The 13,981-nt window shown below is 59.1% G+C and carries 12 protein-coding genes and 1 pseudogene; 4 read left to right on the forward strand and 9 right to left on the reverse strand.

Annotated features, from left to right (window positions below):
• Position 1 precedes the first annotated feature (1 nt).
• On the forward strand, positions 2 to 2,077 hold the full coding sequence (gene malQ / locus WFK59_RS15210; protein WP_336756229.1) for a 4-alpha-glucanotransferase: 2,076 nt from the start codon (positions 2 to 4) through the stop codon (positions 2,075 to 2,077).
• A 3-nt stretch (positions 2,078 to 2,080) separates the two neighbouring features.
• Here the strand turns inward: malQ and WFK59_RS15215 are convergent.
• The 5 genes and pseudogenes from WFK59_RS15215 to malK all read right to left on the reverse strand — a co-directional run.
• Positions 2,081 to 2,425: pseudogene (locus WFK59_RS15215) on the reverse strand (type II toxin-antitoxin system death-on-curing family toxin); the annotation flags it as partial.
• The gene (locus tag WFK59_RS15220; protein ID WP_233988669.1) at positions 2,422 to 2,643 is read right to left on the reverse strand and encodes a type II toxin-antitoxin system Phd/YefM family antitoxin; all 222 of its coding nucleotides are present in this window, start codon (positions 2,641 to 2,643) and stop codon (positions 2,422 to 2,424) included. The gene WFK59_RS15220 and the pseudogene WFK59_RS15215, both read right to left, overlap by 4 nt.
• A 258-nt stretch (positions 2,644 to 2,901) precedes the next feature.
• On the reverse strand, positions 2,902 to 3,828 hold the full coding sequence (gene malM, locus WFK59_RS15225; RefSeq protein ID WP_336756231.1) for a maltose operon protein MalM: 927 nt from the start codon (positions 3,826 to 3,828) through the stop codon (positions 2,902 to 2,904).
• Positions 3,829 to 3,932: 104 nt separating this feature from the next.
• Positions 3,933 to 5,234: a maltoporin gene (locus tag WFK59_RS15230; RefSeq protein WP_233988667.1), complete on the reverse strand. Its 1,302-nt coding sequence runs from the start codon at positions 5,232 to 5,234 to the stop codon at positions 3,933 to 3,935.
• 42 nt (positions 5,235 to 5,276) lie between these two features.
• Positions 5,277 to 6,386, reverse strand: coding sequence for a maltose/maltodextrin ABC transporter ATP-binding protein MalK (malK, locus tag WFK59_RS15235; RefSeq protein WP_336756233.1), 1,110 nt, complete (start codon positions 6,384 to 6,386; stop codon positions 5,277 to 5,279).
• Between the two features lie 361 nt (positions 6,387 to 6,747).
• Between malK and malE the strand changes: the two genes are divergently transcribed.
• The 3 genes from malE (at position 6,748) to malG (ending at position 10,563) form a co-directional block, all read left to right on the forward strand.
• Positions 6,748 to 7,938, forward strand: coding sequence for a maltose/maltodextrin ABC transporter substrate-binding protein MalE (gene malE / locus WFK59_RS15240; RefSeq protein WP_336756234.1), 1,191 nt, complete (start codon positions 6,748 to 6,750; stop codon positions 7,936 to 7,938).
• A 57-nt stretch (positions 7,939 to 7,995) separates the two neighbouring features.
• A complete protein-coding gene (malF, locus tag WFK59_RS15245; RefSeq protein WP_233988664.1) occupies positions 7,996 to 9,522 on the forward strand; it encodes a maltose ABC transporter permease MalF in 1,527 nt (508 codons plus the stop codon).
• A 150-nt stretch (positions 9,523 to 9,672) separates the two neighbouring features.
• Positions 9,673 to 10,563 carry a maltose ABC transporter permease MalG gene (gene malG / locus WFK59_RS15250; protein WP_233988663.1) on the forward strand — a complete coding sequence of 297 codons (891 nt, stop codon included), beginning with the start codon at positions 9,673 to 9,675 and terminating at the stop codon, positions 10,561 to 10,563.
• 90 nt (positions 10,564 to 10,653) lie between these two features.
• Here the strand turns inward: malG and WFK59_RS15255 are convergent, their stop codons facing one another.
• The 4 genes from WFK59_RS15255 to WFK59_RS15270 are packed head-to-tail and all read right to left on the reverse strand — an operon-like array spanning position 10,654 to position 13,977.
• Entirely contained in the window at positions 10,654 to 11,727 is a 1,074-nt protein-coding gene (locus WFK59_RS15255) for an iron-containing alcohol dehydrogenase family protein (protein WP_336756235.1), read from the reverse strand.
• A gap of 9 nt (positions 11,728 to 11,736) precedes the next feature.
• A complete protein-coding gene (locus tag WFK59_RS15260; protein ID WP_233988661.1) occupies positions 11,737 to 12,405 on the reverse strand; it encodes a methionine ABC transporter permease in 669 nt (222 codons plus the stop codon).
• Positions 12,393 to 13,181 (reverse strand): methionine ABC transporter ATP-binding protein, encoded by a 789-nt coding sequence (locus WFK59_RS15265; protein ID WP_336756237.1) that lies wholly within the window; start codon positions 13,179 to 13,181, stop codon positions 12,393 to 12,395. Before WFK59_RS15265 ends, WFK59_RS15260 begins: the two co-directional genes overlap by 13 nt.
• On the reverse strand, positions 13,174 to 13,977 hold the full coding sequence (locus WFK59_RS15270; RefSeq protein WP_233988799.1) for a MetQ/NlpA family ABC transporter substrate-binding protein: 804 nt from the start codon (positions 13,975 to 13,977) through the stop codon (positions 13,174 to 13,176). Before WFK59_RS15270 ends, WFK59_RS15265 begins: the two co-directional genes overlap by 8 nt.
• Between the last annotated feature and the right edge of the window lie 4 nt (positions 13,978 to 13,981).

Consider the following 13,981-nt stretch of genomic DNA (forward strand, 5'->3'; position numbering starts at 1 on the left):
CATGAAAACCGAACAGGTACTGGACCCGTTTTCTCAGGCAGGTATTGCCGCCGAGTATATTAATGCCCACGGCCAGCCGCAGGCGATCCCGGCCGACACCCGCCAGCGTTTGCTGGCGGTGATGCAGCCGCCGCGACCGGCGACCACGCCGCTGCCGCCAGTGGTAATTTTTCGCAGTGGCGAGAGGCTGCGCCTCTCGCCGCAGCTCAGCACGGAAGCGCACTGGCAGCTCACCCGCGAGACGGGTGAGATCACCGCGGGTCGCTGCCAGCCTGCGCAGTCGCTGTCGCTGCCACCGCTGGCTGAAGGTTATCATCAGCTGACGTTGCAGCAGGGGCATCAGCAGTGGACCTGCCAGCTGATTATCGCACCGGCACGCTGCTATGAGCCGCCGGCGCTGGTAGCCGGTCACGCTTTATGGGGCGCCTGCGTCCAGCTTTACACGCTGCGTTCGGCAGAGAACTGGGGCATCGGTGATTTCGGTGATTTACGCCGGATGCTGCCGGAGGTGGCGGCACGCGGTGGCGCGTTTATCGGTCTGAACCCGATCCATGCGCTGTTCCCGGCTTCACCCGACAGCGCCAGCCCTTACAGTCCCTCGTCCCGCCGCTGGCTGAATGTGATTTACATCGATGTGAGCGCGGTGGCGGATTTTCAGCGTTCACCAGCGGCACAGGCGTGGTGGCAGCAGGCTGCAACGCAGCAGGCGCTGGAACAGGCACGTTCGGCTGAGTGGGTGGATTATCCGGCCGTTACCCGGCTAAAAATGGCTGCGCTTCGCTTAGCCTGGCCGCAGTTTATGCAGCGTGAGGCCGATGATACCGGCGTGCGGGCGTTTAACGCCTTTATTCAGCAAGGCGGCGAAAGTCTGTTACATCAGGCGCTGTTTGATGCGCTGCATGCCGACCAGATGGCGCAGGATAGCCAGCGCTGGGGCTGGCCGGTGTGGCCAGAGGCGTTACAGCAACCCGACAGTCCGGCAGTGCAGCAGTTTCTGCACCAGCAAGGCGATCAGGTGCGTTTCTGGCTGTGGCTGCAGTGGCTGGCCGCAGAGCAGTTTGCCGCCTGCTGGCAGTGCAGTCAGCAGCAGCAGATGCCGATTGGACTCTATCGCGATCTGGCTGTCGGAGTGGCGCAAGGCGGGGCTGAAACCTGGAGCGAACGCCATCTCTATTGCCTCGATGCCAGCGTCGGCGCACCACCCGATATACTGGGCCCGCGCGGCCAGGACTGGGGCCTGCCGCCAATGGACCCGCAGGTGATGCAGCAGCGCGCCTGGCAGCCTTGGATTGCCCTGCTGCGCGCCAATATGCGCGACTGCGGCGCGTTGCGTATCGATCATGTGATGGCGTTACTGCGTCTGTGGTGGATCCCAGCCGGTCAGGGCGCCGCCAACGGCGCTTATGTCCACTATCCAATCGATGATTTACTGGCGATCCTGGCGCTGGAAAGTCAGCGTCACCGCTGCATGGTGATCGGTGAAGATCTTGGTACCGTTCCGGCAGAAATTGTCGATAAGCTGCGCGACGGCGGGGTTTACTCCTACAAGGTGCTCTATTTTGAGCAGGCCTCCGCGCAGGGTTTTCGTCCGCCGGCCGAGTGGCCGCGTCAGGCGATGGCCGTCGCCACCACCCACGATTTACCAACGCTGCGCGGCTGGTGGCAAAGCGACGATCTTACTCTTGGGGAGAAGCTCGGCCTCTATCCTGACAAAGTGGTGCTGGCGGGGTTATATCAGGATCGGTTGCGGGCGAAGCAGGCGTTGCTCAACAGCCTGCATCGGGTCGGCGCGCTGCCCAAACGTGCCGGACGCGATGCCCGTCGTACCCAGATGAGCAAAGCGCTGAACCGGGCGATGCAGCGTTATCTGGCGGACAGCCACAGTGCGTTGCTGGGTCTGCAACCGGAGGACTGGCTGGATATGGCGGCACCAGTCAATATTCCCGGCACCAGCGACGAGTATCCGAACTGGCGACGCAAGCTCAGCGCCACGCTGGAAACGCTGTTCAGCGATCCCGCCACCGACACGCTGCTGCGTGATCTGACGGCTCGCCGGAAAAGCCTTGTTAAGAGATAAACGGCGTAAAACAGCGGCAACCTGATCGGGCGTAACAGCGCCGGTTGCGGCCGAGACGGTTAACTCCTCAAGTTCGTCATCTTCATCCCGGATAGTCATACCGTTACGGTTTAAAAACACCATCACAACGAAAAAAGCTGTTCGTTTATTGCCATCATTGAAGATATGTCCCCGGGCGATAGCAACCAGGCAGAGTGCGGCCAGTGCATAAATATTTAATAAAGCTGATTTGTAGCCGATGGATAATCTTTTCTGCCCTTTCGGGATCAGGTATGCCTGGGACGCCCGGCAGCAGGGTCAACAAGCGATTATGGAAGCTTATCACCTCTGCGCGCTGACCCATTTCACCGATCGGCCAGCGCCTTAATGGTGCGGTCATGTCGTCCCATGATGGTGGCAAAGTCAGCATCCAGTTTCGCCTCTTGCCACGCATTAAAGTCATTGCGGCTAATCAGCACGGCAGAAGAACCATCACGCCGGGTGATCTCAACCGGCTCACCAGCGGTAGCTTTTTCCATAACCTCAGCAATATTTTGCCGGGCCTGAGTTGTGGTATAGGTGCGCATAAACCCCCCATCAATACTTTTCGGAAATGTACATAACAAAGGTACAACACAAGGATTATGATCTGTCTTCGGCAGTACGAGACTATCCATTATTAAGCGCTGGTCCAACGCTTAATCGGCTGGGAGTATCGAAAAAACGGGCAGAGTAGTCACCCGGGATAACAGCTGAAAGACTCCTCAGACAGGGGATTTCTGCCGCATAAAAAAGGTGCGCCGCAGCGCACCAGGTGGGACAACATCAGTATTGTCGGGGCCGCTTCACCCCTTGCCTTTAACACTACTGATAAAGGTCTGCCGGGCGGAAGTTGATCCCAGCCGCTCGGCTTCATCCAGCAGCTTCAGCGCCTTATCGATATTGCCGCTATCCACTGCCTGTTTAATCTTCTGATTAAAGTAACTTTCAGTGTCACTCATGATCGGTTCCGCTTTTGCCGCCGGTGCGGGGGCCGCTGCAGGCGCAGTACGATAGGCCGCCGCCGGAGCGGTGTTGCCGACCGTGACCGGACCCGGACCGGAAGAGCCAAACAGCGGGCCGACCAGAATTGATGATCCGGAACTGGTCTGCAGCTTCAGCTTCAGCGTCCCTTGACTGCTGTGGCGCGCAATCGGATCGGGAATATCCGGCACCGCGTGACCGGTGCCCTGCGCGTAAGCCTTGGCCGGATCAAGCAGCGTGGTGGTCTGTGTCAGATCCTGTTCGGTGGTAAACACCAGCAGGTAAATTTTTTGCTGGCCCAGCGCTGGCATCAGTTTCATCACCCCTTCCAGCCGGTCCGCCGCCATCACGCCCGGTTTCTGGTAGGTGAAGTAGCGGCTCGGGAACCAGGCGGCGGGCCGCATATTTTCATCCAGCACCAGCACGTTCGGGGCGAAAACCTGATTGTTCGCCACTTCGCTGCTCAGCGTCACCGTCAGTTCACCGATGTTGGCTGGCAGACTAAAGGCCGCCACCGATCCGGCGATGTGCGGGGCATTCAGCGACTGTCCGCTGTTCGCCAGCTGGATAGTCTGGGTCTGAGAGGCAGCCAGCGGTTGCCAGCTCAGGCGTTGCAGCGTTTCGGGCGCCACCACCGGTGCGGACGAGAGATCCTGCGGCACCAGATTGACATCCGCCAGGGCGGGAAGAGCATGTCCGGTCAGTAACGCCGCGCTCAGGCAGAGTGCAGCCAGTTTTTTCATTTTCATTATGCCTACCTTATTGCAGGCCACGACGCGAACCAGGCAATGGCGCACCGTGACCCAAAAGTTCTGTCAGGCGCGCAACCGCGCCTGTGCTGGAGAGCGTCGGCTTACCACCAGATTTCCATCTGCGCACCGAAGGTAATCTCGTCGTTATCGCCACGGCTGTTAGTCAGGATGCCGTTACCGGTACTGTCTGCAGAGGCGAAGGTGGTGAGATCGCCGGAACTGTCTTTGCTGTAGCCCCACTTCTCATCCCATTTGGCGTAGGTCGCGAACACGCGCAGCGCCGGACGGGACCAGATGCTGTCACCGGCCTGCCACTGCTGCGCCAGCGTCACTTTATACTGGCCGTTGCGCTCGTTAGCCTGCTGCGACTTCACGTTGTCGTAGCCCAGCTCCAGCAGGGTGCTCATGATCGGCGTCCATTTGTACATCGGGCGCACGCCGACGGTGTACCACTCGGTGCCGCGGTTATTATCCAGATCGATATTCTGATACATCGCCACGTACATCAGATCCCAGCGTTCCGCCAGCGAGATTGCGCCGTGGTCGAGGATGCGATACATGTCGCCGTTGTTGTTGAGACTGGTACCCTGCGGCACGCCTTTGCCCTGCGAGGTCAGCGCATCGGTGGCATACTGCAACACAAATTTGTTGTAGCCCTTCAGCATGCTCTGGGTATGTTCAGCCGTGAACATCCAGCCATCTTTCGAGGCGCCATCTTCCAGACGGTAGTCGTCACGGGCGTTGGCACGACCGTAGTCGACCCCCAGTTCCAGCACGCCGTTGGTGTTGGTTTCCAGCCCGGCCAGACGCACGTCGAACACGTCGTTGGCGGTGCTGGTGGCGAAGTCACGGATACGATCGCTGGAGAAGGTGTAAGAGCCGCCCGCTTCAGACGAGCGGGTCGCGGCGAATGACAGCTTACCGAAACCGAGATCCACATCTTCCAGACCGGCACCCGGACCGGAGATATCCCAGTAGTAGAAGTCGATCATGTGAACGTCATGACGCTGATAGAAACGCTTACCGGCCCAGATGGTGGAACCGGGCAGCGCCTCGATCAGGTTTTTTCCCTTCACGTTGGCTTCACGGAAGGCCGGTGAGGTCGCTTCCCAGTCATTCTGCTGCGCCACGGAGTAGGCCACGTTGGTGTCGAAATAGAAGCTCTTATCGCCCTCTTTCCACACTTCCTGACCTAATTTTAATTCGGCGTAGGTTTCGCATTCGTTACCCAGACGGTATTTACTTTGAGCACCGGTGGCCTGAAAACATTGCTGTTCACCACCGCTGCCGGTCCAGCCGATGCCGGAACGGGCGTACCCGGTAAAATCAACCGCCATCGTCGGGGCGGAGAGGGTTCCCACCGCGACGGCAACGGCGAGGGGAAGTTTGCGCAGAGTTAACATTTTCTATCTCCTGAGGTCATTGCTTTTATTGTTTTGGCAGGGCTATACACCCGGCTCCTGATACAGTCTGCGACAGGCGCTCCCGTCCTCGCGGAACAGGTGACAGCGCTCGGGCGGCAGGCCGATACCGAGGATGGCGCCCTCTTTTACCAGCACGACGTCATCCTGGCGGTAGACCAGGTTTTGACGAATGGCGGGAATCTGGATGTGGATCTGGGTTTCATGTCCCAGTTGCTCCACCACCTGCACTTCACCTTCAAGGGTGACGTCAGCGATATCGCTGGAGAGCAGATGTTCAGGGCGGATGCCCAGTGACATGTTGCTGCCGATCTGCACGCCTGCGCTGTCGACCGGCAGCCAGACCAGTTGCTGATTTGGCAGCCGGACCTGCACCTGATCGATGGCGGTGGCGGTCACTTTGACCGGCAGGAAATTCATTTTCGGTGAACCGATAAAGCCGGCAACGAAGCGATTGGCGGGATAGTGATAGAGCTCCAGCGGCTTGCCCACCTGCGCGATGCGCCCGGCATCAAGCACCACAATCTTATCGGCCAGCGTCATCGCTTCGATCTGATCGTGCGTAACGTAAATCATGGTGCGCTTCAGGCGCTTATGCAGACGCGAGATCTCAATTCGCATCTGAACGCGCAGCGCCGCATCGAGGTTGGAGAGCGGCTCATCCAGCAGGAAAACCCGCGGTTCCGCCACCAGCGTCCGGCCAATCGCCACGCGCTGACGCTGCCCGCCGGATAACGCTTTAGGGCGACGGTCCAGCAGATGGGCCAGTTGCAGAATCTCCGCCACCTGATTCACCCGCTGATGAATTTCCGCTTTTTTCACCCCGGCCAGCTTCAGGCCAAAAGACATGTTTTCCGCCACCGACAGGTGCGGATAGAGCGCATAGGATTGAAACACCATGCCGATACCACGCTCGGCTGGCGGCACCTCATTCATGCGGCGGTCACCAATCAGCAGCTCCCCGCTGGTGATGGTTTCCAGTCCGGCAATCATGCGCAGCAGTGTTGATTTGCCACAGCCTGATGGGCCAACAAAAACGACAAATTCCCCTTCACGAATAGTGAGATCGATATCTTTCGACACCACCGTATCGCCCCAGGCTTTTGTGACATTGCGTAGCACAACGCTCGCCATGATCCCTTCCCTCTTAGCTGCTCATTCGTGTCTGCTCTCGGCAGACGGGTTGCGGGGCTTACTATGCGCAACGATGGCGGGGCTAACATCCTCCGCCGCAGCGCAACCTGCTGGGGGAGGAGACGGGAGGAGGAGAAAGCGCGGCTGACGCGGCAGCAGGCGGCCGCTGGCTGTTTTTTGTGATCGCTAACGCAGACCTGCCGGAATTTTTAGCCCGTATCCGGCCGCTTCGCCCGCTTTTTGCCAGCGCGATCACACCCCTCAGCCACAGGGCGTAGAGCGAAGGAGGATGAGAAGCGGTGACGGATGCGCACAATGTTGCCGGTAGAGCAATCACCGCTTCCGCAAACAGGATGGACTTATGACGATGAAAACCGGTGCACGAATTCTGGCCCTCTCTGCCCTCTCTGCCGTGCTGTTTTCAGCATCCGCAGTGGCAAAAATTGAGGAAGGCAAGTTGGTCATCTGGATCAACGGCGACAAAGGCTATAACGGCCTGGCCGAGGTCGGTAAGAAGTTTGAACAGGAGACCGGCATTAAAGTGACGGTGGAGCATCCTGACAAGATGGAAGAGAAGTATCCGCAGGTTGCCGCCACCGGCGATGGCCCGGATATCATCTTCTGGGCGCATGACCGCTTTGGCGGCTACGCCCAATCCGGCCTGCTGGCTGAGATCAGCCCGGACGCCAGCTTCCAGCAAAAAATCTTCCCTTTCACCTGGGATGCGGTGCGCTTCGACGGCAAGCTGATCGGTTATCCGATTTCGGTTGAATCCCTGTCGCTGATCTACAACAAAAAGCTGCTGCCACAACCGCCGAAAACCTGGGAAGAGATTGCCGGGCTCGATAAGCAACTGCGCGCCAAAGGCAAAAGCGCCATCATGTTTAACCTGCAGGAACCCTACTTCACCTGGCCGCTGCTGGCCGCCGGTGGCGCTTACGCCTTTAAGCTGAATGACGGACGCTATGACGTGAAAGATGTCGGGGTGGATAACGCCGGTGCCAAAGCGGGTATGCAGTTCCTGGTCGATCAGGTCAAAGCCAAAACCCTGAATGCTGACACCGACTATTCGATTGCTGAAGCCGCCTTCAACAAAGGGGAAACCGCCATGACCATTAACGGTCCCTGGGCGTGGAGCAACATCGATAAAAGCGGCATCGACTATGGCGTGGCTGAGTTACCCACGCTGAACGGCAAACCGTCAAAAGCCTTTGTCGGCGTGCTGAGTGCCGGGATCAACGCCGCCAGCCCGAACAAAGAGCTGGCGAAAGAGTTCCTGGAAAACTACCTGCTGACCGATGCCGGACTGGATGCGGTTAACAAAGACAAGCCGCTGGGTGCCGTGGCGCTGAAATCATTCCAGCAGACGCTGGAGAAAGATTCCCGCATTGCCGCCACCATGAGCAACGCCCGTCACGGCGATATCATGCCGAACATTCCACAAATGGCCGCGTTCTGGTACGCGATGCGCACCGCCACCCTGAATGCGCTGGGCGGTCGTCAGAGCGTGGATGCCGCACTGAAAGATGCCCAGGCGCGCCTGAAAAAGTAATTCACCCTTTACGGCCGGGGCAACCCGGCTTGAGTGACCGTTAAGGAAAACCGCATCATGTCAGGAAAACCGAAAACGCCGGGTCTGTTGATTAAAAGCGTTCTCATCGGGATCTGCTGTCTGCTGGTCGGCTATCTGCTGGTGCTGATGTACGCACAGGGCGAGTATCTGTTTGCACTGCTGACGCTGATTCTCAGTGCGCTCGGCCTGTGGATTTACGCTAATCGCCGCGCCTACGCCTGGCGCTATGTCTATCCCGGCGTGGCGGGAATGGCGCTGTTTGTGCTGTTTCCCCTCGCCTGTACCATCGCTATCGCTTTCACCAACTACAGCAGCACTAACCAGCTGACCTTTGAACGGGCGCAGCAGGTGCTGATGAGCCGTTCTTTCCAGTCGGGCGAGGCGGTTAATTTCTCGCTCTACCCGGCGGGCGACCGCTGGCAACTGGTGCTGAAGCAGGGCGAACAGCATTTTGTCTCGCCGCCGTTCCGTTTTGGCGGTGAACAGCAGCTGAAAATGCAGCCCGCCGCGCAACCGGCTGGCGAACGCGCCACGCTGCGGGTGATCACCGGTAATCGCCAGGCGCTGAGTCAGATCAGTGCGGAGTTGCCAGATGGCCGCCAGCTGCGCATGAGCTCGCTGCGCCAGTTCTCCGGGACCCAGCCGCTCTATCGGATGGGCGCGCAGGATGAACTGACCAACCAGCAGAGCGGCGTGCATTATCGCGCTAACCCACAAACCGGTTTTTATCAGGCGATTAATGCCGACGGCAGCTGGGCGAATGAAACCCTGAGCCCTGGCTTCACCGTCAACACCGGCTGGAAGAATTTCGTGCGGGTGTTTACCGACGAAGGGATTCAGAAGCCGTTCCTGGCGATCTTTGGCTGGACGCTGCTGTTCTCGCTGATCACCGTGGTGCTGACCGTGGCGGTCGGCATGGTGCTGGCCTGTCTGGTGCAGTGGGAGGCGCTGCGCGGCAAAGCGATTTATCGGGTGATGCTGATCCTGCCTTATGCAGTACCGGCGTTTATCTCGATCCTGATCTTTAAGGGGCTGTTCAACCAGAGCTTTGGCGAGATCAACGTGATGCTCAGCGCACTGTTTGGCGTTAAGCCCGCCTGGTTCAGCGATCCGACGCTGGCACGCACCATGCTGATTATCGTCAACACCTGGCTCGGTTATCCCTACATGATGATTCTCTGTATGGGACTGCTGAAGGCGATTCCGGACGATCTCTATGAAGCCTCGGCGATGGACGGTGCCGGACCGTTGCAGAACTTCTTCCTGATTACGCTGCCGCTGCTGCTCAAGCCGTTGATGCCACTGATGATCGCCAGCTTCGCCTTTAACTTTAATAACTTTGTGCTGGTGCAGTTGCTGACCAACGGCGGACCGGATCGCATCGGGACCACCACGCCAGCGGGCTATACCGATCTGCTGGTCAACTACACCTGGCGCATCGCCTTTGAAGGCGGCGGCGGCCAGGACTTTGGACTGGCGGCGGCGATCGCTACCCTGATCTTCCTGCTGGTGGGTGCGCTGGCGGTGGTTAACCTCAAAGCGTCGCGGATGAAATTCGACTAACGGCCTGGCCCAACAGGCGTCATGGTTGCAGGCAGTCCGGACGCGAAGAGCGTGGAACAACCGGAAGCTGGGAGGTGAGGATTGTGAGCACTGCCCCGCTTCAGACTGACAAATAAAATAGCCTGATGGACCAGGCTCTGAGGAGTTGTTATGGCTATGGTACAACCCAAATCGCAACGGCTGCGTCTGCTGATGACACACCTGCTGCTGCTGTTATTTATTGCCGCAATCCTGTTTCCCCTGCTGATGGTCATCGCCATTTCGCTGCGTGCCGGCAACTTCGCCACCGGCAGTCTGATCCCGGAGCAGATCTCCTGGGAGCACTGGCGGCTGGCGCTGGGCTTTAGCGTGGAACATGCGGATGGGCGGGTGACGCCGCCGCCCTTCCCGGTGCTGCTGTGGCTGTGGAACTCGGTCAAGATTGCCGCCATCAGTGCGCTGGGCATTGTGGCGCTCTCCACCACCTGTGCTTATGCGTTTGCTCGTATGCGCTTTACCGGTCGCGCCAGCCTGCTGAAAGGAATGCTGATTTTCCAGATGTTCCCGGCGGTGCTGTCGCTGGTGGCGCTGTATGCCTTGTTCGATCGGCTCGGCCAGTATCTGCCCTTTATCGGGCTGAATACTCACGGTGGGGTGATCTTCGCCTATCTGGGCGGCATTGCACTGCATGTCTGGACCATCAAAGGCTATTTCGAAACTATTGACGGGTCACTGGAAGAGGCCGCTGCGCTGGATGGCGCCACGCCGTGGCAGGCGTTCCGGCTGGTGCTGCTGCCGCTGTCGGTGCCGATTCTGGCGGTGGTGTTTATTCTGGCGTTTATCGCGGCGGTCACTGAGGTACCGGTCGCGTCGCTGCTGCTGCGTGATGTGAACAGTTACACCCTGGCGGTGGGGATGCAGCAATACCTGAATCCGCAAAACTATCTATGGGGCGATTTTGCCGCGGCGGCGGTGCTCTCGGCCATTCCTATCACGCTGGTATTCCTGCTGGCGCAGCGCTGGCTGGTCAGCGGCCTGACCGCTGGCGGCGTGAAAGGGTAAACGATCATCATTGTACGCTGCCACTGCTTACACAACATCTGTTGTGGTTGAGGATTCGGCGGCCTGCGGGCCGCCATTTTTATTGGGGAATCAGCGTCGCGCCTGTTCAGCGGTCGCCCGCAACGCCTGTTCCAGCTTATGCGCGTCGATGCTGAAAGGGAGATCTGCCAGGCTGGCAGCGGGGAAATGAATATCCTGGGCGATCTGCCGCAGCGCAGCGTCAGTGAGAGTGTCGGGCAGCGTCAGCGGGCTGTTGAAACGCCGCAGTAGCGACAGCAGTGAAGGCTCAACCTGCCCGTTATCCTGCTCGATCAATGAATGCACCAGCAGGCTGAAGCCCACCTTTTCACCGTGCAGCCAGTGATGAAGTTCAGGCTGATGCGTCAGCCGATCGTGGATCACATGTGCAAAGCCAGGCGTTGCCATGCTGTCCTGAATGCTGTTTGCCAGGCCAGCCAGCACAATGTTGGCTTCGATAATCTTCTCCAGCGCCGGTGTCACCTGCCGGGCGATGTTAGCCTCTACGGCAGCCTCGCCCCAGCGATCGCACCACTCCAGCGCCTGCCGCGCGGCGTTGACTTTTAAATCCAGCGCCAGCTGGTGCGGCCTCTGGCGCAGATAGGGTTCAAACTCAATCCATTTCGCCAGCGCATCCACCATGCCGGCCCGCAGATAACGCACATCACTGGTGGCAATCACCTCGCTATCCACCAGAATCCACTCCGGCATATGGCTGAGCGGCTGGCTGCGCAGATGACCGCCCTGTTGATTATAAATAATCGCCAGCGGTGACCAGGCGGCGCAGGTCGCCGCCACCGTCGCCATATTCACCAGCCGTACCTGCGGCAACGCATCATTGACCGCTTTGGCGCAGTCCAGCACCCGGCCGCCGCCGATCGCCAGAATCAGCGATGCGCCGTGCGTCAGCACCTGCTGCTGCAGATCGGCAATCGCCGCATCGGTGCATTCTCCCGATAGGTAGTCGAGCTGCCAGCGTATGCCGGCCCGCTCCAGGCTGATACTCAGCTCAGGGTTGACCGCCTGCCAGGCGCGCGGCGAGGTCAGGATATGAATGTGCGTGGCCAGCGGCCGGATGATTTCACCCACCTCAGCCCGCAGGCCGGGACGTTGCAGATAGCCTTTTGGTGACATAACACGAAACATCAGTGCTCCTTAGCGACGATAGGCCAGCGAGCGGACCAGCCGATCGCCCAGTTTTTGAATCAGCATCACCAGCGCCAGCAGCACCACGATGGTGGCGGCCATGATCTGATTGTCAAAACGCTGATAACCGTAACGGATCGCCAGATCGCCTAATCCACCGCCGCCCACCACACCGGCCATCGCCGAGAAGCCAATCAGCATCACAATGGTCAGGGTAATGCCCGCCACCAGCGCCGGTAACGCTTCCGGCAGCAGCACGCGGCTGACGATATGCCACAGCGTGCCGCCCATCGACACCACCGCTTCAATCCGTCCACGATCCACCTCATCCAGCGCGTTCTCGACGATGCGGGCAAAGAAAGGAAAGGCTCCAAGGGTAATCGGCACAATTGCGGCGGTACTGCCCAGCGTGGTGCCGACCAGCAAGCGGGTAAACGGAATCAGCGCGATCAACAGCACCACAAACGGCAGCGCCCGGCCGGTATTCACCAGCGCATTCAGCAGCCATGAAACTGGCCGGTTGGGCAGAATGCCTTGCGGGCGAGTCAGAAACAGTAAGACGCCAACCGGTAAACCGATCGCCACGGTAAACAGCGCCGCCAGCAGCACCATATAGAGCGTTTCTCCGGTGGCGTTCAGCAGCAGTTGCTGAAAACGGTCGCTGGTCAGGCTACGCATCGGGTTAAGGCTCCACGCTGATATTTTTCGATAAAGGCCCGGTCCGCTGCGCCATCCTTCAGCAACATCTGCCGCAACCGTCCCTCTTCACGAGCCATGATCTGACTCAGTGAACCGCTCTCCACCAGCCGACCCTGTTCAAGCAGCGCGGCACCGTCGCAGATGCGTTTTACCACCGTCATCTCATGGGTAATGAGCACGATGGTGATATTCAGCCGCTGCTGGATATCCGCCAGTAAATCCAGAATCGATGCGGTGGTTTCCGGGTCAAGCGCGCTGGTTGCTTCATCACACAGCAGATAACGCGGCCTGGCCGCCAGCGCGCGGGCGATACCAACCCGCTGTTTCTGCCCGCCGGAGAGCTGCGACGGCCAGGCGCGGGCAAAGTGCTCCAGCCCGACCAGTTGCAGCAGTTCACTGACCCGCTGACGCCGCGCGGCGGGCGCTATACCGGCGATCTCCAGCGGCAGGTCGATGTTGTCGTGTACGTTGCGCGAGTGCAGCAGATTAAAGTGCTGAAAGATCATCCCCATCTGCTGCCGCTGCTGGCGCAACTGCGCCAGGCTCATGGCGGCAATATCCTGCCCATCAATCTCAATCTGGCCGCTGGAGGGACTCTCCAGCCGGTTCAGGCAACGCAGCAGCGTACTTTTTCCGGCACCGCTGCGGCCTAAAATGCCAAAAATCGTCCCCTCTTCGATGGTCAGCGACAGATCATCCAGCGCGGGGGTTGCCGCGCCGGGATAGTGTGTGCTGAGATGAGAAAGTTTAATCATGCTGCGGGTCCGCCACCGGGATCACCGAGCCGTGATAATTTTTGCGGATGAAGTCAGCCACCTGCGGTGAGCGCAGATCTTTCGCCAGCTGCAGAATACGCGGATCTTTCGCCAGCTCAGGCGTGGTCACCAGCAGGTTGGCATACGGATTGTGATTCGCTGACTCCAGTCCCAGCGCATCTTTCGCGGGCGTCAGCCCCGCCTCCAGCGCGTAGTTGCCGTTAATGACCGCCGCATCCACATCATCCAGCGCCCGGGGCAGCTGCGGCGACTCAATCTCAATGATTTTGATCTGCTTCGGGTTGTCGCTGATATCTTTTGGCGTCACCAGCGTTGATCCCGCTTCGCCCTGCGCAGCCAGTTTAATCAGCCCCTTGTCCTGCAACAGCCACAGCGCCCGGCTCAGGTTGGTGGTGTTGTTCGGCACCGCGATGCTGGCACCCTGCGGCAGGGCCGACAGGCTTTTCACTTTATGCGAGTAAATGCCCAGCGGCTCAATGTGCACACTGGCCGCCACCGCGAAGGTTTTCCCCAGCGCTTTTTCCTGATCTTTCAGATAAGGCAGATGCTGGAAATAGTTGGCGTCGACATCACCTGATGCCAGCAGCTCGTTGGCATTGACGCCACCGCTCAGCTCGACGATTTTGAAATCGAGTGCCGGATCGAGGGTTTTGACATACTCCAGAATTTCCGCATGTGGTACCGGATCGGCCGCGATGCGTAATGGCGCCGCCTGCAAACTCTGAGCAATCAGTAAAGTCAGCCCGGCAAGGGCTAAGAAGCGCTTTTTCATCATCATT

Source organism: Pantoea sp. USHLN298, from assembly GCF_037149395.1.
Lineage (GTDB): Bacteria > Pseudomonadota > Gammaproteobacteria > Enterobacterales > Enterobacteriaceae > Pantoea > Pantoea astica.

Excerpts from the sequence above, each read along its gene's own strand:
- malQ (WP_336756229.1), top strand. The coding sequence starts at position 2 with ATGAAAACCGAACAGGTACTGGACCCGTTTTCTCAGGCAGGTATTGCC.
- WFK59_RS15220 (WP_233988669.1), bottom strand. The coding sequence starts at position 2,643 with ATGCGCACCTATACCACAACTCAGGCCCGGCAAAATATTGCTGAGGTT.
- malM (WP_336756231.1), bottom strand. The coding sequence starts at position 3,828 with ATGAAAATGAAAAAACTGGCTGCACTCTGCCTGAGCGCGGCGTTACTG.
- WFK59_RS15230 (WP_233988667.1), bottom strand. The coding sequence starts at position 5,234 with ATGTTAACTCTGCGCAAACTTCCCCTCGCCGTTGCCGTCGCGGTGGGA.
- malK (WP_336756233.1), bottom strand. The coding sequence starts at position 6,386 with ATGGCGAGCGTTGTGCTACGCAATGTCACAAAAGCCTGGGGCGATACG.
- malE (WP_336756234.1), top strand. The coding sequence starts at position 6,748 with ATGACGATGAAAACCGGTGCACGAATTCTGGCCCTCTCTGCCCTCTCT.
- malF (WP_233988664.1), top strand. The coding sequence starts at position 7,996 with ATGTCAGGAAAACCGAAAACGCCGGGTCTGTTGATTAAAAGCGTTCTC.
- malG (WP_233988663.1), top strand. The coding sequence starts at position 9,673 with ATGGCTATGGTACAACCCAAATCGCAACGGCTGCGTCTGCTGATGACA.
- WFK59_RS15255 (WP_336756235.1), bottom strand. The coding sequence starts at position 11,727 with ATGTTTCGTGTTATGTCACCAAAAGGCTATCTGCAACGTCCCGGCCTG.
- WFK59_RS15260 (WP_233988661.1), bottom strand. The coding sequence starts at position 12,405 with ATGCGTAGCCTGACCAGCGACCGTTTTCAGCAACTGCTGCTGAACGCC.
- WFK59_RS15265 (WP_336756237.1), bottom strand. The coding sequence starts at position 13,181 with ATGATTAAACTTTCTCATCTCAGCACACACTATCCCGGCGCGGCAACC.
- WFK59_RS15270 (WP_233988799.1), bottom strand. The coding sequence starts at position 13,977 with ATGATGAAAAAGCGCTTCTTAGCCCTTGCCGGGCTGACTTTACTGATT.